This window comes from Haladaptatus sp. CMAA 1909, assembly GCF_043952005.1.
GTDB lineage: Archaea > Halobacteriota > Halobacteria > Halobacteriales > Haladaptataceae > Haladaptatus.
In genome coordinates, this window is the sequence record NZ_JBIOAV010000002.1 from 287,042 (window position 1) to 309,458 (window position 22,417).

A 22,417-nucleotide genomic window follows, 5' to 3' on the forward strand; every position below is an offset into this window, starting at 1 on the left:
TTGCTATTTCATAATAACCATGACAATCAACTATATAGCTATTGAAAGATGAGTATGGTTGGGTTGGGGACGCTTATCTTGGCTACCGTTGCGGGAGTGGCGAGCTTGTTCATGGCGTGGACGATTGGAGCGGGTTCGAGTGGTTCAACTCCATTTGCACCTGCGGTCAGCGCACAGGCGCTTTCGACGATGCGAGCTGCCTTTCTTGTCGGTCTGTTTGCATTCCTGGGAGCAGTCGTTCAAGGGACAAGCGTCGCTGAAGCGATGGCTGCAGGGTTGATCCATGATGTGAGTCTGACGCCGGTTGCTGTCGTTATTGCCCTTTTTGTGGCAGCAGCGCTTGTCGCGATCGGCGTATTCACTGGCTATCCGATCGCAACATCGTTTACTGCAACAGGGGCAGTGATCGGCGTTGGGTTAGCACTTGGTGGTGGTCCGGCATGGTCGAAATATCAACAAATCGGCCTCCTGTGGCTGTTGACTCCTTTCCTTGGAGGTGGGGCTGCATATCTGACGACACGATTATTGCGAAAAGAGACGGTTCCCAACGAGTACAGTATTCCTATTCTGGGAGGCATCATCACGGGGATTATCGTAAATATCCCGTTCACCTTCTTGGGTTCTTCCGCTGAGGGTGCGTCAGTAGTGGGTTGGCTCACAAGGAACGTCTCGCTAGCTCCACTGTTCGGGATAAGTCTGTTCTCAGCCGTTTTCATCGTTCTTTCAGCGGGATGGTTGTATCTCGCACTTCGTGAGGACTCGGCCAATGCCCAGCGGAAATTCTTGTTCATCCTTGGTGCGATTGTCGCATTCTCCGCTGGTGGAAGTCAAGTAGGACTCGCCATCGGTCCGGTTCTGCCGTTGTATACCTCACTCACAATCCCCGCGGTGGCAGTGCTTATTGGCGGTGGTCTCGGGCTTCTGTTGGGATCATGGATGGGTGCACCACGAATGATAAAGGCCATCCCACGGGACTACGCCGCGCTTGGGCCACGTCGGGCGATGGCTGCTCTCATTCCGTCGTTCGCAATCGCACAAGTGGCGATTCTTTATGGTATTCCCATGTCGTTCAATGAAATCGTCGTGAGTGCTGTGATCGGAAGCGGATTCGCCGCCGGGGAGGCACGAGTCAATCGAGGGAAATTGATCTATACTGCCCTCGCATGGGTTGGGTCTCTTGTTCTCTCCCTGGTAGTGTCGTACGCCGTTTTCTCCGTTCTTGGGTGATCTGACGACTATACAATGTCGTCTTCTCTGTCGAATACCGCAGTAGATGACTCGAGGATAACCACAAAATCAAACAGACATCCTGATCGAGACTACCAGATCCGTAGCAAATGCGACGAGAAGACCGATCGTGATTGCACCGAACATTGTCGTATCCGAGAGATCGGGTCGACGAATCTGGAAGAGTTCATAGATCACGTACACGAGTGCGCCACCGGCGAGAGAGACAAAAAACGGACGCTACCGCCGAGGTCCATAGCTGACCGAGGAGCGCACCGATGACCGTCGGACCACCGGCAATGCGGTGTGAATCTCGTGTGGTGGCGTGGTTCGAAAGGGGGTTCGTAGAACCCCCGTGAGTACAACGCTCTAATCAGCGTCCTCCGTTCGCCGCGTTTGCTTCGTGGGCTCGCAGACCTCCGCGAGGAGATGGGTAACGAGTACGCCGTCATGTTTGAGTGGTTCAACGAACACGGCTACGAGACCGACATCGAGGAACTCCGCGCGAATCACGACGTAGCGTTCACGGAGCTAGAAGAGTATCTCCACGAGCACGGTTGGGTCTAACGGCGATAACGACGGAGTGTGACGGGTTCGACGGAGTCGCTCAAAAGTGAGGGTGCCGCAATAGAACTCGAAGTAGGATCGAACAACTGCGCAGCATAGCTATATTGTCACTGGGTATGCTGCTACTCATCGTTCATTTCATTAGCTCAAACTCGATGCTAACTATCCCTTTCGCTAGTTCTTTTGTCTTCTTCATTCGCATCATCTGATATCGCTTGCCTGCTTCAATCATATCCCCTTTCCGTGGGAAGCAGAGTACCCGTTCGTTTGTATTCTCATATCGTATTATTCTCGTTTCGTACTTGCTCCAGTACATCTCTGACAGAAATGACTCACCTTCTTGCACCCGGACTGTCGGTTTATACGCAAGCGGTTTTGAGGCCACTTGGAAGGTTGCATCTGGATAATAATCGAAAACATAGATCCGTGCACGGAGAACTGGTGATTCATTAGTGGGTGGCATGATCCAGTAGCGGTGATTGAAGTTCGTTTTAGGGATTCGGTTATTGTCCAGGCGGGACCAGCTTGAGCACTACGCCGGTGTTCCCCTTTGGTGCTCCACGTTTGTTGGCAAGAACGTACAGCTCTCCGTTGGAATCTCGCCCAAACATCCGGACGAAGTAGTTAAACTGCCCATTGACTTGCAGTTCTTCCATCTTCCAGAGCGATTGTCGTGGGATTGTGTCCTTTGACGGGCTGAGATTCTTCGTTTGATTCTCTCCGATATCTTGTGGGGGGGTAGCTGTGAGAAGCCGACCTGCCGGTTTCGCACGCGCTGGATCCTCTGTCCAGACTCCGTATACATATTTGCCTTGTAGTCCAGAGATGGTGTTATTTTCATATCGATGACCACCAACAATGGTGATCCCGACAGAGGTGTTCTGGTACGTGTGAGGGAATTCAAGAATGGGATTGTGAAATGACTCTCCGCCGCGCACGTTCTTTGGTGTTCCACTCGGACACTGCGTTGGGGGACTCGTTGCACTCTTCGTGCTGAAACAGTGTGTTCCCTCCTTCACGTTCCATCCATAATTTCCACCCTTTTCTACGATACTCGCCTCTTCGTAGAGGTCTTGCCCAGCGTCTGCGACAAAGAGGTTGTTTTGTGAGTCAAAGGAGATTCCAAATGGATTGCGAAAGCCCCATGCGTAGATCTCGTCTCGACCTTCTTTTCCAACAAGTGGGTTGTCATTCGGAATCGCATATGGTTTTCCATCTTGCCGACTATCAACATCGATTCGGAGAATATTCCCTAAGAGATTTTGTGAGACATCTTGCCCATTTCCTCCCTTATTTTGCTTATACCAATCAGAAACGTGGCCATACATATCGTCATTCGCACCGCCGCCATCACCCATCGGAACATATAGATATCCATCCGAACCGAACGCCATTGGTCCAGCATCGTGATTATACTGCGGCTTTTCAATTTGCAGCAATTTGCGCTCGGAGTTTGGGTCCCCGCTGCTGAGATCTTTTGTTGCTTTGAATTCTGAGACGACTTCGATATGATCCCAGTTTTTCGGCATATCATTGGTACGCGGAGCACTATAGTGGACGTAGAATTTCCGATTGTTCTGGAAGTTAGGATGGAATTCTAACCCGAGTAGTCCCCGTTCGTCGTAACTTTGGTTTGGATCTGCATATGTATCTGCAAACTTCCCAAGTGTCACCATCCGATCGCTCACATCTAAGAACGGCTTTTGCTGCCGCCCATTCGGTCCGATCACCCAAATCTCGCCGGTCTGGTCTGTAACGAACCGGCGATTTTTCTGTTCGTCTGCGACGGCAAAATCCGTTGGTGCAGTCATTCCACCTGCTACTTTCTGAATCCCTACCTTCGTACCCTGCTTGAAAAATGATGCTTGCTGTTGGTTTTGTTGGTTTTGATTGCCCGTTTGTTTTCCAACCTGCATCTGTCCCACCATCGTTGTTGGGTGTACTGTGCAAATGTACTGGGCCATCTTCTTTGTCGCAGTAAACGTCAGTGACCGAGTCGCTCCTTGTTGTGAGACAATGGGTGTTTTCTTGATTGTGTTTCCGTTGGAATCTTGGATGGTGAAATCGTGTGGTTGACCATCGAGGTTTTCCCAAACTACTTTGTATTTCTTCCCAGGTTGGAGGTTCAACGTCGGGTTTTTCTTTCCCTTGATCCGTTGTGGTGCCCTCCCTTGCCATCCTTGTACTCGCCCTCCGAACCGGAGCGTTGTCTGTTGGGCCTGTACAGTCGTCGAGAAGCCACTCAATCCGATGGCTCCGACGGCAGCGGTTCTCCGGAGGAAGCTCCTGCGTGGCGATCTTTTTCTTGATTCTGGTTCTCGTGTCATAGAGTACCAAAGAGGTGGCAGTGCCTACATCAATAAATATATCGGCAGATAAATAAATTCAATATGTGGTTATTAGGTTAATCCTATAATATTCGTAATATTAGGCTGCATAGATAAGCAAAGATGTTTTCCCCGTTCATTTCTGATAGGAAATCGGCATTAGATACCATCTCAGGCCGTAGTGTCTTCGCAGGTGTCTCCGGCAAAGCGGTATGAATCTCGGGTGGTGCCACCCGAGTGAGGGTTCTGCGAACTCCCGTGAGTATAACCTCTAATCAGCGCCCTCCGTTCGCCGCGTTGGCTTCGTGGGCTCGCATCCACCCGGTGAGGTCGGGATGGGCGAACGTGATCTCGATATGATGCCTCCCAACGCCCATTGTGTTGTCCACCGACAACGTCCGTGACTCTTTGTAGGTCTCTCCGGGAACCCGTTCGGCCATCTCCTCCATGACGCGATAGCCGTCGTTCTTGTACGCACACCCGTAGTGCGTTGCGACTTCTCGATAGCCTAGTCGAGCAACCATCACGTCGTTCGTCTTGGCGACGTTCTTTGCGTGCTCGAGGACATTCAGGTATTTGTCCTCGACTTGCTGACTCTCGGCACGCTTCTCACGGAAGTTCACGAGTTCGGTGTTCTGTTCCGAACGCTGAATCGTCTCGAAGAGCTAACGACCTGCATTGGCTGCTTTTGTGGCGAAAATGCTGACTAAAGAGGAAGACGCTATTTTGTTAGTTCAAGCGCAAACACACACATCCCCCCAAGTACGGTAGAAAACCAATAGGTGCCGAATCGATAGATGAGTGCTGCTCCGAGAGCGACCTCTTCTGAGATTCCCATCGGAAGCAGGAGAAGCGTGATAGCTATTTCGACGCCCCCTGTTCCTCCGGGGAGTGGTGTAACACTAGCAATTGTTGCTAGCGGAACAATGATGAGTACGATGAAAAGTGGTACTTCCGGGCTTTTCATTAGCGTTTGTACTGACACATACATAATCAGGCTCATCAGGACCCATCCAGCCGTTGCAAAGACAAGTGCAGTGATTAGATCTCGTGGATTAGTGCCAATCCGTTTAATAGCGCGAAAATAGCCATCAACTCGTTTGCTAATCACCTTTCGACTAGGGGGATGATACGAAGGAATTACTTTAGAACCGTATTGCAAAATGAGCATAAAAAAATCAGTGAGTTGGTTACTGATTTTTGCAGAGTAGTGCCACGATGTATAACCGATGATTGGAAGACCCATTATGGCACCTCCAGTGACAGCCAGAATTAGTATTATATGCCGTCCGACAGTATACCGAACAGCATAATAACTCAGTCCGATCGCGGCCAGCGTAATTGATGGAATGAGGTTGAGCGCGTCAAAACTGGTTATTGAAGCAAGACCAGTCTCGTAGGCTGTTTCTGTCCTCTTTGAAATCAACAGTGCAGTAAAGGGTCCACCACCGGCTTGACCAAACGGGGTGATATTATCTGCGAATGCTGAACTTGCAAATAGCAGGAATGCAGACCAAAGAGATGTTTCAGTACCCACAGCGTTCAATATTCGATGAAGAGCGAGCGACCATGAAAGCATCCACGCTAATGCCAATCCACATATCAGAATCAGTGATTGTAGTGTAAGTCGAGCGAAGGTAGTCTTGATTTTCTCGATGCCTACGAACCAGAGTAAGAGACTGAGAACGATTCCAGCACCAATGAATCCAATCCAAATATTACGAGAATTAGTCCTCATCTATTCTATCTGACGATACTATACTCCTGTAGGTCTTTCCGTTTGGATGTAATCTTGAAAACAACAGATGGTTTCTGAGAGGCTGATACAGCACTTGATCAGTTTCAACGCTATACACTGCTACTCGAATAGAGTGTGTCTATTCCCAGCTATTCATATTCCAAGATCCAGAAGCGTTGTCTCCAGACGATAGCACAACCGAGAATGCAAAGTCCAATCCCAAGGAGTGACACCATCGGGTATGCAACTAGATGGTCAATTCCAGAAGTCACGATACGAAGTGTCGCATCAAATACTACCGAGTAGAGCGATTGCTCTTTCCCATAGTAGACAACCAGCCCAACTCCGACATTGAAGAGAAAGGCCCCGATGAATGAATATGCCGTGAATCGACTTCGATTCATCTCCGTGAATCCTGCTGGGATCGATATAATCGAACGAAGTACGGGGAGGAGTCGTCCCCACAAAACTGAGCTCTCGCCCCATCGACGGAACCATCGTCGACTGCGGTCGATCTCATCCTGAGAGACATGGACGTATTCACCGTATCGCTCAGCTACTGTTGCACCCGCTGTGCCAAACACATGGTATGCAAAGAGGCTCCCGATCGTTGCGCCGGTGGCGGCAACTAATGCAAATGCAACGAGCGTCGGACCGCTTGTAACTAACAGTCCGGCAGCGAATGGGACAACGAGTTCACTCGGGAGAAATGGGAACACCATCGATGTTTCGAGGAACATGAAAATGAATAGTCCGAGATAGCCATACTGCGTTAGCAAATCGAGGACAGTTTGAGTGAGTGTCATATATTTGGTCGTTTACCAAGCAACGCAATCGATGTGGTTTACTATCTTGTCTGGGGCGTTACTCGCGATTCGAACGGTATCTTTCTTAGGTCTCCTCAACTACCCGTTGTCGCTCACGTCTCGCACGAACTTCATCGATCGAGTCATTCGAGACGAGGCGATCGACTTTCTGCTCGAACTCTCGCTCTGTGATGTCGCCATTCACGTATTGTTGTTTCAGGTTCGCAAGAGCTCGTTCAGTCTGTTCTTCTGCTGATGGTTCGGGTGGTGTGAGTGTGTCCGATAGTCCCGTTGGCCCGAGTGGTGAGTATTTGCGCTCGAGATGCTCAACGAGTTTACCGAGTCGAGTGCTGCGTGGGAGGGATGCATTCTGAGCGATCGTCCAGAGAGCACCAACACTGGAGAGTGTGAATATTACAACAAGGACTGCGACGGTAATGATTGTCGGAACTGCGATATTGAGGAGGCTATCGACGATCGGGGTTCCGCTCACCATTCCCATATAGACGACGAGCGCGAGGTACCCGACAACGACGAGCAACAGACCTCCTGAGAGGAGCAAACCCAACATGGACACCCACAACCACTTGTTTTTGTGAAGGGCCATTGTGTAGTCAGTAGTGGGCATACAGCGTTGTATATCTGCTGTTCTCATTTCTTTATGCCGACTGTTCCTGAACGACTCATTCTTTTGGTAGACTATCTGATGGAGTTTTCTCGTCGCGATTCGCGTAAAAGTGATGTTACTCCTCTTCAGGTCGGGGAAGTGCCACGAACGACTTTTTGACAATTTGGAATGGATCATAAATCGACTGATGGCACGGACAATAGATTAAATTTGACGCTCCGAACTTCTTCGCCCCTGCGATTCCCTTGAATGAAGGTATACAGCAAAAATGAGTACATTTGTTGAGATTAGCGATGAACCCATTTTGTGTACTCTCCTGTAACCAGTTGTTGTTGTGAGCCTGTTCTTCAACGTGTGTACTGCGGATGATCTGTGCGGTCATCGTCTCGCTTGACGGGACATCTTGTGAACGCCAAGTAACCAGAGCAGGCTTGCCGACACCGGCTTTCCCGATATCGTTCCCCCATGTTTTGTAGTCACTAAAATCGTCGATATGAACCTTATTGCCTGCACTTACCTCCTGGCTTTGCCATTCGTATTTGGCTCCTTCCTTATATCGAAAGTAGTCATCTTGGTCCGCTTTCGGATCAACCCCTGCATATGTCTGAACGCCACAGTACTGGAACCATTCGCTCGAATAAGTGATTCCCCCGATTTGTTTCTCGGCGACGGTGATCGTACGTCCTTGAACTTTCTTCTCCTCTGGTTCCGGAAAAACACCTTTTACAAATCCTTCATCGTCTATTTCGATGGGAATCTGTGGCATCCCCCGAGGAGCGGGACCATCGATATTTTTCATCGCCATGTACTCTGTACTTCCCCCTCCTTCACCTGACGGCGACGTTGATGATTTGAGCATAGCAGCACCAGCTGTTCCGACTGATGTCAGTGCCGCACTCCCAACGACACCCTTTACAAATCGCCTTCTTCTACTGCTTTCTGGATACTTATCACTCATTGTTTCAGCTCATCGGTTGTCAGAAACTCATTCAGAAGATCACTCTTGTGATTCGGATAAATCATCCTCCCTCGAGTATAGGGTCTCTCTCGAGATTAATCGGTAATCACAGTTTCACCGACTGTAGTTGAGCCAAAGCTTTATTGGGTTATATTATCTCCTAAAAACGACCTTTCCACGCGACTAGTCGATTTCGCCATACCTATACGTCTGTCTTTCAGTAATTCTCTTGTTATTGGGAGTATTTGTTATAAATGTGCATTAATCCCAGGGACTATTCACGCCAAATGATTGCGAGCAAGTCAACGATATCTGCTCCGAGCATTCCAACGATCCAAATGAGAGAAACCCGCGACACAGAAACTCCAGTTGAACCGAGTGAGATTATCGATCTCGTCTCACCAGAGGTTGCTCGTCGTATTCTTGCAACTGCAACTGAACGAGAATGCACCGCTGAAGAACTCGCTGAAGAGTGTGATGTTTCAGTACCGACAATCTATCGTCATGTAAATGAATTACAAGAACACGGATTCTTAGACGAATCACTTCGAATTGAACAATCCGGTAATCACCGAAAAGCGTACGAAACTACTCTTGAGCGTGTCTGCCTTACGTTCGCGGATGGACTCGTCAGCGCAGATATCCACATCCAAAAAGATTTCATCGACAAATTCAGCGAATTTTGGAATGACCTGAACTTCTCGAGGGTGGAATTGAGATCATGAATTGTTTCGTTCCTCTCTCCAGTACGTCCGAGATTTGGACCTTGACAGTTGTTCGTATCTTGCTGGTTGGATTCGCGGGAGGGTTCACTGTCATTAGTTATCTCGCCTATCGGCGTGAGGGGACGTCCTCTCTGTTCGGAGCTATCTTTGGCTTCCTTCTGATCACATTCGGATTAATTGTCGAACTCTTCTATGAAGTCGGCATCAAAGGGAGCTTCTTTTTGACCGAAGTGGAAGTCATTCGTCTCCAGCTCGTCGAAGGTCTCATTCTCATTGCTGGCTTCGTCATTTTACTTTACTCAATCAGCAAGAACTGATCTTTTCTCGTTGTAGTATTCTCCCTTTATGCGCAGAAATACATCATATGATGATACTGTTTGGCTTGTTCTCTAATGTGCCACTGATTTGTTACGTTCGCTTTTTGCTATAGTTACTCTCCTACGCTTGATTGGAATGGAGTTCTGAATCTTCTTTCATCTATTAAATGTTTGGGTCAGCTACAGCGGATAAGGCTCTGCTTGCATACTATTCCTGATCCGGGTACTCTAGTGAGAGAAGATGAACCGACGAACAATCATACGAAAGACCGGTGTCGTTACAGCAGGTCTCTCGCTATCCGGTTGCCTTGGTAATTCATCAAGTGGTTCAAATGAGGAAAACGCCGGAGTAGAGTCTACCAATACAAAAACAACCGAGAGCAAATCTTCGACAACGAACAAAGTCCGTACGCTTCAGATGGGTGCGACAGCAAAACTTCGAAATGGTGTTCAGTTCGCGGTAACCGGTGTCGAACTCAAAAACCAAATCGTCCGACAAGGAACCTCGGTAGAACCAGCACCAAAGAAACAGTTTGCTATCGTCTCAATTGAGAGTCGAAACAAGGGTGATGAGAAACAGCAGTTACCAAGGGCGATAACGATGACCCTCAAGGCGAACGGGAAGAGGTACTCAGCGACTAGTTATACTGGAAGTGAATACACACAGTATCGGTACAGAGGAGGCGAAAGCGATCCTGGCGCGATTCGTGACGGTGAACTCCGTTTCGAGATTCCAGAGTCCGTTTCAAAATCGGGTCTCACTGTTCTGTGGACGTACGAAGGGTTGAAACACCCAATCACTATTCGGTGGCAAACGTAGTGAACCTTTTCCTTTTGAAAGGTTAGATAGCCAATTGTAACGCCGCTACGTTACGATTCTGTCTCTTAGTTGCTCGTCAAATCAGAGCATAAATACCGGCCGTTTCACCCTGGATACGGAACATACGAGATCACGTTCGAGATGCAGCCATCCTATATTTGCACACTGGGCTTCCGCCGTTGTTCGACGCTATTGTTCGATGGGTGACTACCAAGTGTGAGTTTTTTCGTCTTCTTCTCCCCGTCCTCCAAGAAAGAAACTGTAATCGTCTCTCCGGGACTTTTCTTGAGTATTAGATACTGTAGCACATCTTGTGGTGAGGACATCTTCTTCCCGTCGATACGAAGAATGATATCTCCACCTGTCGGGACAGAAATACCGTTTACAGTGGTTTGTCCGGTATTTCCGTCAAGGGCGCTAGCTGCGGGACCATTGGTTTGAACACTAGTGACCAATACACCACGTGGCGAGGAAAGATCATATGCGGTCGCCACTGCACCGGTTACGTCAACGAGCTGTGCGCCTAGGTATGGATGGTGATATTCACCGTTCTTGATAAGCCCAGGAACGACCCGATTAACCAAATTGGCTGGAATCGCGAACGCTACATTATCACCACCACCTGAATTGATAACACCGACCACTTTTTTATCGAGGGTCATCAATGGGCCACCACTATTCCCAGGATTAACAGCCGCATCTGTCTGGATTGCGTTGGGTATCGTAAGTGGACTCCCTGGGCTAGGAATAAATCGGTTGACTCCACTGACGATTCCTTCGGAGAGCGATCCTTCAAGGCCGTAGGGACTCCCGATGGCAGCTACTTTTCGCCCAACTGCAGGTTCATGGTTCAAGAAGGGGAGTTTTTCGGCATACTTCGGTCGGTTGGGAACAGATACGACCGCGAGATCACTGTACGGGTCCTTCCCAACGACGGTTCCAACCCGCGATCCTCCTTGTGTGAATTGCACGTCTACCGTTTCTACATCCTTGACGACGTGATAGTTCGTGATGATGTGCGTATCGTCAAAGACGAATCCGGAGCCTAATCCCTTCTTTTGTCCAGCTGAGACCCGAAGCAAAACGACTGATCCTATTGTTTCCCGATAAACCTGCGTATAAATGCTTGAATTTCCATTTCTTCCGGTTTGCGATCGATTTGTTGCTTTCTTCGTTCCCTTTCCTGCCGTTTCAGTGGTTGATTCGGGAGTAGTGGAAGTATTTTGGGAACCGAAGGATGCACAGCCTGCAGCTCCTGCTGTAAGGGCTGTTCCGAATAACTGGAGGTACTGTCGTCGGTTTAGCTGTTTCCGTCCCATGTATCTCAATTGTTCTTTTCCAGCCAATTATATTGCAGAGAGCAGGTAAATCGGATGCAGTTGAAGAAAACATTTAAACAAGCTGAATACGCGAGATGTATGCTGTCATTCTATTTCTGAAGATCTCTTTGCCGTATGCGGGAGGTTGATATTCCACCACATCGGTCTATTTGGTCCCTGAAGTGGAGATGATGCCAAGACTTCTACCGAATAGATGTCTATTGTTTAACTCAGTGTTCAACCATAGAGTTAACCCAAGTGTCCAAATAAATCGTAACTCATGCGTGAACAGTAATATTAGCGATTTATGTCAAACTTAAGCCTATCTTAGTCGGAACTTTCCGGGTTCTTTGGTCCTGTACCCATTGCGTTACGGATGTTCAAAGTAGTGCGGTCGATAAGCTCTCGCACGCTGTCGTGACGTTTGATGAACAACCCGACTCCTGCCACGATGTAGATCACAGTATAGACGTATAGAATGAGAATACTAAGGTTTGCAGTTGCGGGCTCCGTGGTGGTTTGAATCACGTAGAATTCCGCAACGACCTGCGAAACGAACAGCAAGAGCAATGCTACTGCCTCACGAGTACTAATCTCGAAGTTCGCCAGGATAGCGAGTGCGAAAAGACTTTGTGCGGCAGTGATCCAAATCTCGGCGGCCTGTTTCTGATCGAAGACAAGCGTGCCAATGTGGCCAGCAGCAATGGAATACACGACTGCAAGCGTGCCGATAAGGAGCGTCCATTGATTGAGCTTCGAGGAGATCAACGCATTGAATCCAGCAGTTGATCGGGCTTTGTTCACGAGATAGGCGACAACGATGAGTTCGGGGCTCTCGCTTGCGAGCGGAGCGAGCCATTGTATCATGAAGAAAGGTGGAACCCCGAGAGACGTTCCGAGTTCCTCAAGACCCGATGCAAATGGATGCACCGCTTCGAAGATAATTAGTCCGGAGTACGCGAACAAAAAGAGGACGACAGCAATACGTCGACCCTTAGGATACTTTTGGAAGTATGCTGGAACACCAACGTGCGCTTCGTTTTCTTCGACATCACCACGAATGACGATGCCGATGTAGAGGATATAGAGACCCACGAGGAATAGAGTATCAACAATACCAATACCACCACCAAACGGGACGAAAAATGCGTACGCTGTCGCCGCGAGTAGGAACGTGATTTCGAGGGAGATGTCACGATCGATTTTGACTGCGTCTTTAAGCAACCCAGCACGTTGATCGACCGCTGAGTCGCCAGATCGCTTTGCCCGATAGATCGTAAACAAAGCAATACCTGACCACCCAATACCAATGAGGATTCGGTTCGCTCCGGTCATGTTTGCGATTGCAAGGTTAGCTGCTTCGCTCGGGCCGGGGTTGGCCCCCGCTTGCCAGGCATACAGGGCGTCGACAGCGTATTCAGGTGCGACGGCAAGCACTGCTAACACGGCAATCGCGAACGCGGTTGGAACGTCTTTTTCAGCGGTTTCAGCGGCCCAGGCAAGCAGAAATGCAGCACCGAGAATGGCAAGACCACCAACGAGAACTGCTAATGCGGGAGTAATATTTGTATGTGGATTCTCCGGGGTGGATGCTGGATCGAGGTGAAAGCCGTTCAGTACGAATAACCCGACGAAGGGCATTGTCAGGAGCAACGCGGCAGCGACGGCAGCAAGCGGATGACTCAGGTAGTTACGCATTAGTCTGATAATTAAAGCGAACTCATCTACCTTTTGTGGCATCATTTAGGTTCGTGTACAACGTGCGATACAGAACCTCGTTTTACCTATGTACGTCTCGACGACGTTCTTCGGGGAGGTCGCTAGCAAAAACAGGTACAAATTGATCCTGCTATTCCGCTTCCTGAGAGACATCACCCTGTATCGAAATCGTTCGTTTTAGTCGAGTGTTCTGTTTCTTCGTCTCAGTTATACCCATCTCCATCTGACAAGGCTGTCGTTCGCTGGTTTGTCTTTTTGTACAATCCTCGGTACCGGTTGAGCTTCCGATAGAGCAAATAGCCGAAAAAACCATCGTACACGATTACGAACCCAATGTACGCCATCATGTGTGGGACAGCAGGAACGACAGTGGAAATTAGTCCTGGCACGAAGCCGACGAGTGTATTGTATGTAGCATGGATGAACGCCGCAATGAGTAGTCCCTTCACGATGATTGGCCCTGCATTTTCACGGTTGAACTTCGCCAGTCCGAGATAGTACCCTGCGAACGCAGAATAAATGACATGGCCTGGTCCAGCGAACAGCCGAACAACTGCAGTTTCCCCAGCTTGTAACAAGATATCGGGACTTGAAGACTTGAGAACTTCTTGGCTAATGTAGATGGCGTTCTCGATAGTCGCAAACCCAAGCCCAGCCATCGCACCGTATACTGCTCCGTCGATTACGGCGTCGAATTTGTCGCTTCTGTAGGCAAATAGTCGAACAGCCAACCACTTTACCGTCTCTTCAACGGGAGCAACGATGAGATAGAAGAAAATTACCATTCCGATGACTGGGATCTGGCTGAAGATTGGTTCCGAATAGGAGTTGAATATCGCTGCAAATCCAGCGAACAGCAAGCCGAGGAGGAATGTACCAACAAGAATCGGAAGTGGCTCTGCCATTGTTACGTCTGCGTACCAGAGATAGACCGCAAAAGCGAATGCGGGGACGATTGAGAGGATAGCGAACAGTCCAATCCATGGATTCGTTAACGCAGCTAACCCACCTAACGCAACCTGTACAAGGAGAATAGCCAAAGCGAGTAGGATTACAACTGCTCGCCCAGTTGTGACAATTGCTCCATACAGCTTCGTAGCAACCCAGTCTAAGCGCGATCGTTGCTCCCACGTCGAGATACCGTAGAGATCGACTGAGTCATCTGTCTTTCGACTTACTGGATCACTCTTCTTCTTCATACTATCTATTCTCTCATAGATAGGGGATAAAATAGTTCGGGTAGAGAATATAACATTTAGAACAACGATCTTTTTGGCGTATAAAATACATAAATGCCACACATTTCGTCAGTATCGAGATCAAACAAGTGGCTGTGGGACTTTCTAGTACTCTCCTCGCGATCGATGTGGAGCTCACGGTATAATTACCGCCATATTGTCCCTTTCTTGATCTTGATTCCGAAGAAATTAGTCGCTATTTCGAGTGTTTTACTGGTGTCTCGCTAACCGTCTTCGTCTCCGATCTGTGAAGTTCTATCCGTCCTCACCGTTCTCACCTCCTTCGCCGTTTTCTTCTCCGCCTCCATCTCCACTATTTTCCTCTCCTTGTCCTCCTTCACCATTTTCGCCTCCTTCTCCATCTTCACTGCCTCCGCCAAATCGCGCACAGCCAGAGAGGCTGCCAATGAGCAGTCCGGTTGCACTAAGCAGTTGACGTCGAGTGGTCATATCTAGCGCTATGCGTGTGATCGTAGTAAGTCAGACGGCATGACCGCAAAAATACCAACCCAACACAGTCTTTTGAGTGAAATGGGAACTCCCATTCTTGGCTACTATCTAGCTATTCTCTGTTTGGCGGACACGTGGAATGCCCGGTGCCCCATCGACTATCCAGAGCAGGAATGCCAGAAGGTAGGGAATCGAGTAAATCGCAAGAAAAATAAAATGTTCTGGAGTGAGCATCTCATCGAAGAACTCAGTAAAGACCCGATTAACTCGCCCGAACAGTGATGTTTCATACCCGTATGGTGGAAGAGTGACGATCGGCCAGAGTAGTCGATCGCTTGGTGTGACGCCAGACTTTGGAACGGCCAAGATCGCATCCCCGAGAAGATGTGACCAGTAGCCAACAGTGAACGCAACGCCTAGCTTGAATCGGCTTTTAATAGCCGCTACTCCGAGAACAAGAAGTCCAATCGGTATTGCAACCAAGATTGAATGGGCGACTGAATATCCCTGCGGAAAAAGGTGCAGTCCCCACGACAATGTTTTATCCACAAGATCCGGTAATTGAGTGCCAAACAATACTGCGAGGACTATTCCAAGCCCTGCTGGTGGCTTGCGTGTCACAAGTCGGTGCCCAAGCGAATACAAGACGTATCCAAACGCGGCATGCCCCCACGGCATCATGGGTTGGTCACCATCTGAAGCCCACAGGAATCCTGTAATCGATCGGTGCTGAAAGCGACTACGGAATTGGTATTATTTGGAGGGCTCATCACGAGCGAGTAGCAATTCAAGCCCTAAAAGCCCATGCTATTCATCCGACCTGCCTTATCTGGCTGAATATCCTTCCAACCTCTAAGACCTTTTTCATTCTATGGGTGAGCAGAATGAGTACTTCGGGGATGGTCCATATTAATGACGACCATGCCTGTCATAAGGAATCATCAATGAATAATATAGTGACCGTCATAAACATCAGCTGCAGGTTCACTGACCATCAATCATAGAGACCGTATAGGAGCCAATCATTCTATCGTCTTCGAAAGCTGGTCACGAACCCCGATCCGGCAACCTTGAACTCGTTAAGTCTTGTGCATGACTACAACAGATAAAACCACACTTGATGGTTAATCCCGATTCGGATCTTGTGCTTTGGTGCAGCATGAACCGACGAAAACTCCTACAAACGACAGGCGCAGTCGCAGCAGGTATCTCACTTGCTGGATGCACTGGCGGAATAACTGGCAACTCGAATGAACAGGACAAGGGCGATGAACCAGTTAATACCGAAAATCCCGGATGGTTCGATATCGACTCGAATATTCTGGAAGAGAAGATGGGCCAAGAGGTGATGATCACTCAGTCTTCGCTTCTTAGAACCTCTGACAATTTCGGTGTCTTTTTCACTGTAAAAAACAAGTACGGGGCACCACTGAGTAATGTGACTGCTCACGCCCGACTAAAAGATCAGAATGACGAGATCATTGATGACTTCGAGACGACTCTTGCCGAGATTGAATCCATTGACGACCTCGCCCCGAACGAAACCTGGCGTGGTGAAATTATCTTCGAAGACACTAATCCAGACATCTTTTTCAATGAGGTCGTTGCGTATGACATCTGGGCAACTGCACAAGCCGAGCAAACAGTAGCCAATTCTTCTGGCAACCAATCTGCTGGCAACACAACGGAGGGTAATAACAAAACCGACGGCGGAAATAGCTCCTCATCATAACTTACCCTGTGGGAAAGTCATCAAAATTCCTTTTATTCAGCCAAATTGCTGTGACACTGTCCAGATAACGTTAACTTATTAGCTACTATTGAAGAGATAGGTTCTTCAATAACGCCCAGAGGAGAATGGATGAGAGAGTATCTCCTCCAGGGAAACAAAGTCGTAAAAGTGCCGTAATCGGTGTATAACAAACTACTGAACTACTGACTGTTCTGTAGCGATCTTAATGGCACCAAGCTATATCTCAAATCAACGCACAGAAAAAGTAGCACTCCTTATTGGATTTCTATCGCTTACAATATCGGCGCTTATAGCACATAGGAACCCGGCGAAGTCATACGAACTCTCGATCTATCAGGCTACTCCAGTAGCGTTTTGGATTGGTGTTAGTATTGCGATTTTCATTGCTGTTATCCTAGCGTTCCGGACGATTGGATCTCTACGGCCCCTTGCACTAGTCCTCTCTGGAACCTGTATTCTGACGGTTGTAAGCCTTCCAATTATTCGAGGATATTACTTTTTTGGCCATGGAGATGCATTGACCCATCTCGGATGGGCACGTGAAATCAGCGCTGGGTCTATGGACCCTACCGAGTTACTCTATCCAGGGATTCATACAATCTCTGTCATCATCAGTACTGCTACCGGTGTTCCTCTCAATAGAGCCTTGTTGTTAACCGTTGTCTCATTTGTTCTTCTTTATCTTCTATTTCTTCCACTCTGTACACGAGCGCTCGACTCTCATAAATACTCAATAGTGTTCGGAGCGCTAGCTGCGTGCCTATTGTTACCAATCAATGGAATCAGCCTTTTTGTGCAGCCACACCCCGCATCACAAGCAGTACTCTTCTTTCCTCTTGTTCTCTTCCTTGTCGTCCGGTATCTCACCGGTAACGAGAAAAGCAAAATTCCCTTCGTTAAAACTCCATTTGGAGTATTACTTGCGCTCTCCTCTATTGCAATTCTACTCGTGCACCCCCAACAGACGGCTAACGTATTAATCGTGTATGGCTCTATTGTCGGCATTCAGTGGCTCTATTCTTTTTTCCGTTCCAATCACGCTATCGCTGGACGGCATCGGTCATTGTTCGGCCAGACTGTGTTTCTTGGTGTTTTGTTCCTGATATGGATGCCAACGCATCAGCGTGCCAGTGGCTCAGCGAGATATCTTGTCCGTCAGCTTCTCTTTCGATCGAATACTGCTGCAAAAGATATCACCCAACATGCTGGTGGTCTTACACAGATCGGTGGAAGTCTTGAGTCAATGTTTCTCAAATTGTTCTTAATCAGTTTTATTTTCTGCGTGATAACCGCCCTAACGTTGCTTGCCGGTGTGAGCAACCGTCTTTCCACATCGCGAGTTAATCGGTTTAGCAACTATTTCTTCGTCGCCTATATCCCCTTGTTTACACTTTTTGGAGCCTATCTCATCACAAGCACCGGAAAATTCCATTTTCGCCAACTTGGGTTTATTATGGTGATTACTACAATCTTCGGTGCGATTGGATTGACACACTTTACTGACTATCTTAATCACCGTGTAAAACGGACGGAGTTGGTGAAATCCCCTCTCACAGTATTTTTCATCGCACTACTGGTTCTTTCTGGAGCGACTCTGTTTCATTCACCGTATGTTTTCCAGCCATCGGAGCATGTAACCGAGGGAGAAGTAACTGGCTATGAAACCGCATTTGCTAACAGGGGAAACTCGTCATTCATCGGGTTACGTGCGCCCGGAACGCGGTACGCTGATGCATTATATGGAGTTCGGGAAAGAAATCCTCGAGAGTTCCTCGGTGACAGCCTCTATGCTGATACGCCTGCAACTGGGAAGAACTTTACTGGGTCATACTTAGTGAACTATTATAACTCAAGTCACTACTTGCCAATTACCGCTACTGGTCGACAGCGTGAAATTCGTGTATATAATGGACTTCGGTTCCCTCAACGAGGGTTCCGGTCATTAGAGAGCCGTCCGGGGATCGCTCGGGTGCAGTCTAGTGATGGATTCCAATTATATTATCTTCGCACATCAGAATAGCATTTGTGCCACAAAGCTGTTTTTGTTCCTTGATTGGCTATCGATATGCTATTTATTCTCTCACAGATGGGGACTAAGATAGTTCGGAGGGCAGGTTGGAAAAACTTACCCTGAATGTCCTTTTTGACTTATAATAAACATCAAGAACGCACATTTAGTTGGAATTGTGCCGATGGTCCGCGCTGTGAATCAAAGTGCATCTATGAGATGTCATAGTTGTAGATGTTTTGGCTTGCTCACTGCGCTCTGGTTGAGAATCAAATTCCATAATCTTGAGTACTGTCTTCCTCAATAATCTTCATAACTTATGGGATGGATTTACAAAGGTATTAAGATGGTTGAGTGTATCTAACCCGTATGGTATTTACTATGGCTTTAGCGCAAGCGGGAGGGATTCCACCAATTACAATTAGCATGGTAGTTGTATTCGGAATCGTCTTCCTCGCGCTTGTTCTCTTTGTGACAGAGTTACTGCCAATTGATGTCACTGCAATTCTGATAATGGTCCTTCTTATGTTTCTTGAACCATGGACCAAAGTCTCTGTTTCAGAAGGGCTTTCAGGATTTTCGAATACAGCGACCGTTGCTGTCCTCGCGATGCTCATCCTCTCTACAGGGATCAGTAGAACGGGACTAGTTCAAATCATTGGTCGAAAGATGGCTGCGTTTGCGGGTAACAACCCGACAAAGCAACTTATCGCGACGATCAGTGTTACTGGCCCCGTCTCTGGGTTCATCAATAACACCCCAGTAGTTGCCATTCTCGTGCCAGTTATTTCTGATCTTGCTCATGAGGGAAACACGTCTCCCTCGAAACTTCTCATCCCACTTTCGTATGCCTCGATGTTTGGTGGGATGCTCACACTTATTGGAACCTCGACGAACTTACTCGCCTCGAGCGTTTCTGACCGACTGATCGGCCAACCGTTTTCGATGTTTACGTTCACCGGACTCGGCGTCATTGTGCTTGTTACTGGCACTATATACTTGCTGACTATCGGTCACAGACTCATTCCTGAACGTGTTCCAGCACGGGAGGATTACATTGAGGAGTATGATCTGCAGGGCTACGTGTTCGAGGTCATTGTTCGCGAAGAATCATCGATTGTTGGGAAAACCGTCCAATCTGCGATCGATGAGTCACAATTTGATGCAGACATCGTCCAACTGATTCGCGACGGCGAACAGTTTTTCGAGGGTATCGCGAGCAAGCGCATTCGTCCTGATGACATCCTCACTGTACGTACAGATCGGAAGACGCTTGAAAATCTCCGCGAACAGGAAGGCCTCGACCTCGTTGGGACACAACCAACTGACTCAGAACTCGAACCGGAGGAGAACGGAACACAAACGCTCGTTGAGATCGTTATCCAATCTGGATCGTCACTGCTCGGTGAGACGATTTCTACCTCGTCGTTTCGTGAGCGATATGACGCAAGTGTCCTTGCCTTTCGATCCGGTGGAAAGACGATACGTAGTCGGCTCAATAATATCGAACTACAAGTCGGTGACACACTTCTTGTCCAAGCGCCGAGTGATAGTATTGACCGACTCAGTCGCAACCCGGAATTCATTGTCGCTCACGAATCTGACTCGCCTGATTACCGGACAGAGAAAATCCCATGGGCAGTGGGTATTCTCATTGGTGTTGTCGGTCTCGTTGGAATGCCGTGGGGGCTATTGGCTTCAGTGACTGGTATCGAGGCGCTTGCTGGTCTCGAATTCAATATCGTTCAGACAGCACTTGCAGGTGTTGTGTTGATGATCGTCGCTGATGTAATCAAACCTGGTGAGATATACGAAGGCGTCGACTGGAGTGTTATTTTTCTCCTTGCAGGTGTCATTCCTCTTGGCGTTGCCTTGGAACAGACGGGTGCGGCAAACCTCCTTGGATCGCTTGTCGCTGCAACCGCGAATTTCCTGCCGCTGATCGGTGTCCTTTGGGTGTTCTACATCGCAACGGGGATTATCACGAGTATTATCAGCAACAATGCGAGTGTGGTCTTGATGATTCCCGTTGCTGTTGAAGCAGCTCGAGATATTGGTGGCTATCCGTTCGCATTTATTCTTGCAGTCACCTTTGCTGCGTCAACGGCATTCATTACGCCTGTTGGATACCAAACGAACCTGTTTGTCTATGGCCCGGGTGGATACAAATTCACAGACTATACGAGAGTTGGAGCTCCGCTTCAGCTTCTACTCTCTGTTGTGACAATCCTTGGAATTGCGTTCTTTTGGGGAGTTAGTGCACCTGTCTAACGAAGTTAGACGAGTATGACGCTGGATTCGATCAGGAATTATTGATTTGTGCGGCAGTGAGTGGCTATCGTCGCTTGGGTGGTGTGAGCCAGATACCACAGCATTTGGGCAAAGGCAAGTCGATCAGTCCTCTTCGAACATGCGCTTGAGTCCCACCCCGGTGATGCCTGCGAGACCGGCGAGAACGCCGAATCCGGGTTGACCGGCGGTATTTTCGCTGCTATCATTCGTATCACTGGATCCTCCCGACCCGGGATTCTCCTCGTCCGTTCCGGCCACGGTCGCACCCATCGGCTGCCCGTTTGCGGCGTACGTCGGTATCGACTGTGCTTCGAGGCCGACGTAGTTACCGGAACAGGTCTTGGTGTTGTTGATGATGAACGGCTGTCCGATTTCGATCTGCTCTTTGTTTCCGTTCATGTAGAGGTCCGTTCGTACCGACTGCTGTGACGTGCTCTCTTTACCGAGGTTGTCGATGAAAACGCCGTTGTAGACCCACGTCTCGTTCGCATTCCAGTTCGGGAACTCGCACGTCGAAATAACGTCGGGATTCGCCTGTTTTCGCTTCACGTCGGCGACGATGACGAACTGTCCGGCGTAGTTGTTCTCGAACAGTTTCGACTGTCGAGCGACCATCTGTCGCGTCGTTCTGTTCTGTGCTGTGTCGGTCGTGGTTCCGTCCTGTGCTGCTACTGTCGTCGATGCGAGGGTCGCACCGACAACACTACTCGCTCCCGCGAGGAACGTCCGCCGTGTGTGTGCTGTCTTATCAGTCATGGTTTACTGGCTCACGCTTGGTTAGAAACTTATTCGAGAGTGCATCCAGAAGACCGCTCTTCTGGTTCGGATAAATCATTCTCTCCTGAGTATACTGACTCGTTCAACGTTAATCGGCAGCCACAGTATTAGCGATTGCAGTTGAACCAAAGATTTATTGGGTCCTATTCCTCACCCAGCGATGATCTTTTCATGTGACTACTCGATTTCGCCGCAGCGATACAGCTCTCTTTCGAAATTTTTATTTTCTACCACATTGTGAAATAATTAGGTTCAGTCTGGGTGATTTATCGTAGGGGAGAAGTCTGATAGACATCCGACGAGCTGACACGAGATGCCGAAAGTACGGTCTCATAGACCTGTTGGAGACGGTCTCCCATCTGCGAACGACTCACGGTGCGGGCAGCGTGGCGCCCGTTTGATTCTTGAGGGGTGGCCAACACATTGACGAGCCCATTTACAAGCTTCTGAGGCATCCAGATAGGCACTGATCTCATCACTTTCATTCGACCAGAGTGAGTAGCGACCGGCATCATCGCGTTCGCGCCATACCTTCCCTGCAAGTTGGTCAGGTTTGCGATTGATGACGGAAGCAAGCATCTCATCGTCATAGCGGGCAGCCGAGACTACACCGTGAGATTGCCCTGGTCGCAGAATCATATTCCTCAAAATGCCGTTGGTTAGTATTAAATACTAACGACGATGCAAAGCAGTCGCGAGAGCGACTGCTGTTTGCGAGTGAGTATGATGTCAGGTTTTATCAGGAGTG

The 22,417-nt window shown here is 48.6% G+C and carries 21 protein-coding genes; 8 read left to right on the forward strand and 13 right to left on the reverse strand.

From position 1 onward, the window contains the following. Positions 1 to 54: 54 nt before the first annotated feature. Both ACGYLY_RS19525 and ACGYLY_RS19530 read left to right on the forward strand, forming a co-directional pair. A complete protein-coding gene (locus ACGYLY_RS19525; protein ID WP_395284937.1) occupies positions 55 to 1,227 on the forward strand; it encodes an anion permease in 1,173 nt (390 codons plus the stop codon). 396 nt (positions 1,228 to 1,623) lie between these two features. Further along, positions 1,624 to 1,794 (forward strand): hypothetical protein, encoded by a 171-nt coding sequence (locus ACGYLY_RS19530; protein WP_395284856.1) that lies wholly within the window; start codon positions 1,624 to 1,626, stop codon positions 1,792 to 1,794. 133 nt (positions 1,795 to 1,927) lie between these two features. Here the strand turns inward: ACGYLY_RS19530 and ACGYLY_RS19535 are convergent, their stop codons facing one another. From ACGYLY_RS19535 to ACGYLY_RS19565, 7 genes are all read right to left on the reverse strand, one after another. After that, positions 1,928 to 2,257 (reverse strand): hypothetical protein, encoded by a 330-nt coding sequence (locus ACGYLY_RS19535; protein WP_395284855.1) that lies wholly within the window; start codon positions 2,255 to 2,257, stop codon positions 1,928 to 1,930. A gap of 40 nt (positions 2,258 to 2,297) precedes the next feature. Next, positions 2,298 to 4,121: a PQQ-dependent sugar dehydrogenase gene (locus ACGYLY_RS19540; protein WP_395284854.1), complete on the reverse strand. Its 1,824-nt coding sequence runs from the start codon at positions 4,119 to 4,121 to the stop codon at positions 2,298 to 2,300. A gap of 275 nt (positions 4,122 to 4,396) precedes the next feature. Continuing rightward, positions 4,397 to 4,744, reverse strand: coding sequence for a hypothetical protein (locus tag ACGYLY_RS19545; RefSeq protein ID WP_395284853.1), 348 nt, complete (start codon positions 4,742 to 4,744; stop codon positions 4,397 to 4,399). A 98-nt stretch (positions 4,745 to 4,842) separates the two neighbouring features. Then, complete coding sequence (locus tag ACGYLY_RS19550; RefSeq protein ID WP_395284852.1) at positions 4,843 to 5,859, reverse strand: YbhN family protein; 1,017 nt, start codon at positions 5,857 to 5,859, stop codon at positions 4,843 to 4,845. 149 nt (positions 5,860 to 6,008) lie between these two features. Then, on the reverse strand, positions 6,009 to 6,599 hold the full coding sequence (locus tag ACGYLY_RS19555) for a DedA family protein (RefSeq protein WP_395284851.1): 591 nt from the start codon (positions 6,597 to 6,599) through the stop codon (positions 6,009 to 6,011). Between the two features lie 151 nt (positions 6,600 to 6,750). Continuing rightward, positions 6,751 to 7,293 (reverse strand): SHOCT domain-containing protein, encoded by a 543-nt coding sequence (locus ACGYLY_RS19560; protein ID WP_395284850.1) that lies wholly within the window; start codon positions 7,291 to 7,293, stop codon positions 6,751 to 6,753. A 115-nt stretch (positions 7,294 to 7,408) separates the two neighbouring features. Then, positions 7,409 to 8,251 (reverse strand): ubiquinol-cytochrome c reductase iron-sulfur subunit, encoded by an 843-nt coding sequence (locus ACGYLY_RS19565; protein WP_395284849.1) that lies wholly within the window; start codon positions 8,249 to 8,251, stop codon positions 7,409 to 7,411. A 287-nt stretch (positions 8,252 to 8,538) separates the two neighbouring features. Between ACGYLY_RS19565 and ACGYLY_RS19570 the strand changes: the two genes are divergently transcribed. From ACGYLY_RS19570 to ACGYLY_RS19580, 3 genes are all read left to right on the forward strand, one after another. Next, entirely contained in the window at positions 8,539 to 8,976 is a 438-nt protein-coding gene (locus ACGYLY_RS19570; RefSeq protein WP_395291267.1) for an ArsR/SmtB family transcription factor, read from the forward strand. Further along, the gene (locus ACGYLY_RS19575; protein WP_395284847.1) at positions 8,973 to 9,293 is read left to right on the forward strand and encodes a hypothetical protein; all 321 of its coding nucleotides are present in this window, start codon (positions 8,973 to 8,975) and stop codon (positions 9,291 to 9,293) included. The genes ACGYLY_RS19570 and ACGYLY_RS19575 overlap by 4 nt, the downstream gene beginning before the upstream one ends. Before the next feature lie 241 nt (positions 9,294 to 9,534). Beyond that, on the forward strand, positions 9,535 to 10,113 hold the full coding sequence (locus ACGYLY_RS19580) for a DUF4352 domain-containing protein (RefSeq protein WP_395284846.1): 579 nt from the start codon (positions 9,535 to 9,537) through the stop codon (positions 10,111 to 10,113). A gap of 152 nt (positions 10,114 to 10,265) precedes the next feature. Here the strand turns inward: ACGYLY_RS19580 and ACGYLY_RS19585 are convergent, their stop codons facing one another. The 5 genes from ACGYLY_RS19585 to ACGYLY_RS19605 all read right to left on the reverse strand — a co-directional run bounded on the left by ACGYLY_RS19585 (position 10,266) and on the right by ACGYLY_RS19605 (position 15,520). Then, on the reverse strand, positions 10,266 to 11,432 hold the full coding sequence (locus ACGYLY_RS19585) for a S1C family serine protease (RefSeq protein WP_395284845.1): 1,167 nt from the start codon (positions 11,430 to 11,432) through the stop codon (positions 10,266 to 10,268). Positions 11,433 to 11,759: 327 nt separating this feature from the next. Beyond that, on the reverse strand, positions 11,760 to 13,130 hold the full coding sequence (locus ACGYLY_RS19590; protein WP_395284844.1) for a sodium:calcium antiporter: 1,371 nt from the start codon (positions 13,128 to 13,130) through the stop codon (positions 11,760 to 11,762). Between the two features lie 224 nt (positions 13,131 to 13,354). Then, entirely contained in the window at positions 13,355 to 14,350 is a 996-nt protein-coding gene (locus ACGYLY_RS19595) for a PrsW family intramembrane metalloprotease (RefSeq protein ID WP_395284843.1), read from the reverse strand. A gap of 263 nt (positions 14,351 to 14,613) precedes the next feature. Continuing rightward, the gene (locus ACGYLY_RS19600; protein ID WP_395284842.1) at positions 14,614 to 14,751 is read right to left on the reverse strand and encodes a hypothetical protein; all 138 of its coding nucleotides are present in this window, start codon (positions 14,749 to 14,751) and stop codon (positions 14,614 to 14,616) included. 196 nt (positions 14,752 to 14,947) lie between these two features. Further along, positions 14,948 to 15,520, reverse strand: coding sequence for a metal-dependent hydrolase (locus ACGYLY_RS19605; RefSeq protein WP_395291268.1), 573 nt, complete (start codon positions 15,518 to 15,520; stop codon positions 14,948 to 14,950). A gap of 478 nt (positions 15,521 to 15,998) precedes the next feature. Between ACGYLY_RS19605 and ACGYLY_RS19610 the strand changes: the two genes are divergently transcribed. From ACGYLY_RS19610 to ACGYLY_RS19620, 3 genes are all read left to right on the forward strand, one after another. Continuing rightward, positions 15,999 to 16,571, forward strand: coding sequence for a hypothetical protein (locus ACGYLY_RS19610; RefSeq protein ID WP_395284841.1), 573 nt, complete (start codon positions 15,999 to 16,001; stop codon positions 16,569 to 16,571). 226 nt (positions 16,572 to 16,797) lie between these two features. Further along, on the forward strand, positions 16,798 to 18,612 hold the full coding sequence (locus ACGYLY_RS19615; RefSeq protein ID WP_395284840.1) for a hypothetical protein: 1,815 nt from the start codon (positions 16,798 to 16,800) through the stop codon (positions 18,610 to 18,612). Between the two features lie 357 nt (positions 18,613 to 18,969). Continuing rightward, complete coding sequence (locus tag ACGYLY_RS19620; RefSeq protein ID WP_395284839.1) at positions 18,970 to 20,871, forward strand: SLC13 family permease; 1,902 nt, start codon at positions 18,970 to 18,972, stop codon at positions 20,869 to 20,871. A gap of 123 nt (positions 20,872 to 20,994) precedes the next feature. Here ACGYLY_RS19620 and ACGYLY_RS19625 read toward each other — a convergent pair whose 3' ends face one another. Next, on the reverse strand, positions 20,995 to 21,648 hold the full coding sequence (locus ACGYLY_RS19625) for a hypothetical protein (protein WP_395284838.1): 654 nt from the start codon (positions 21,646 to 21,648) through the stop codon (positions 20,995 to 20,997). Between the last annotated feature and the right edge of the window lie 769 nt (positions 21,649 to 22,417).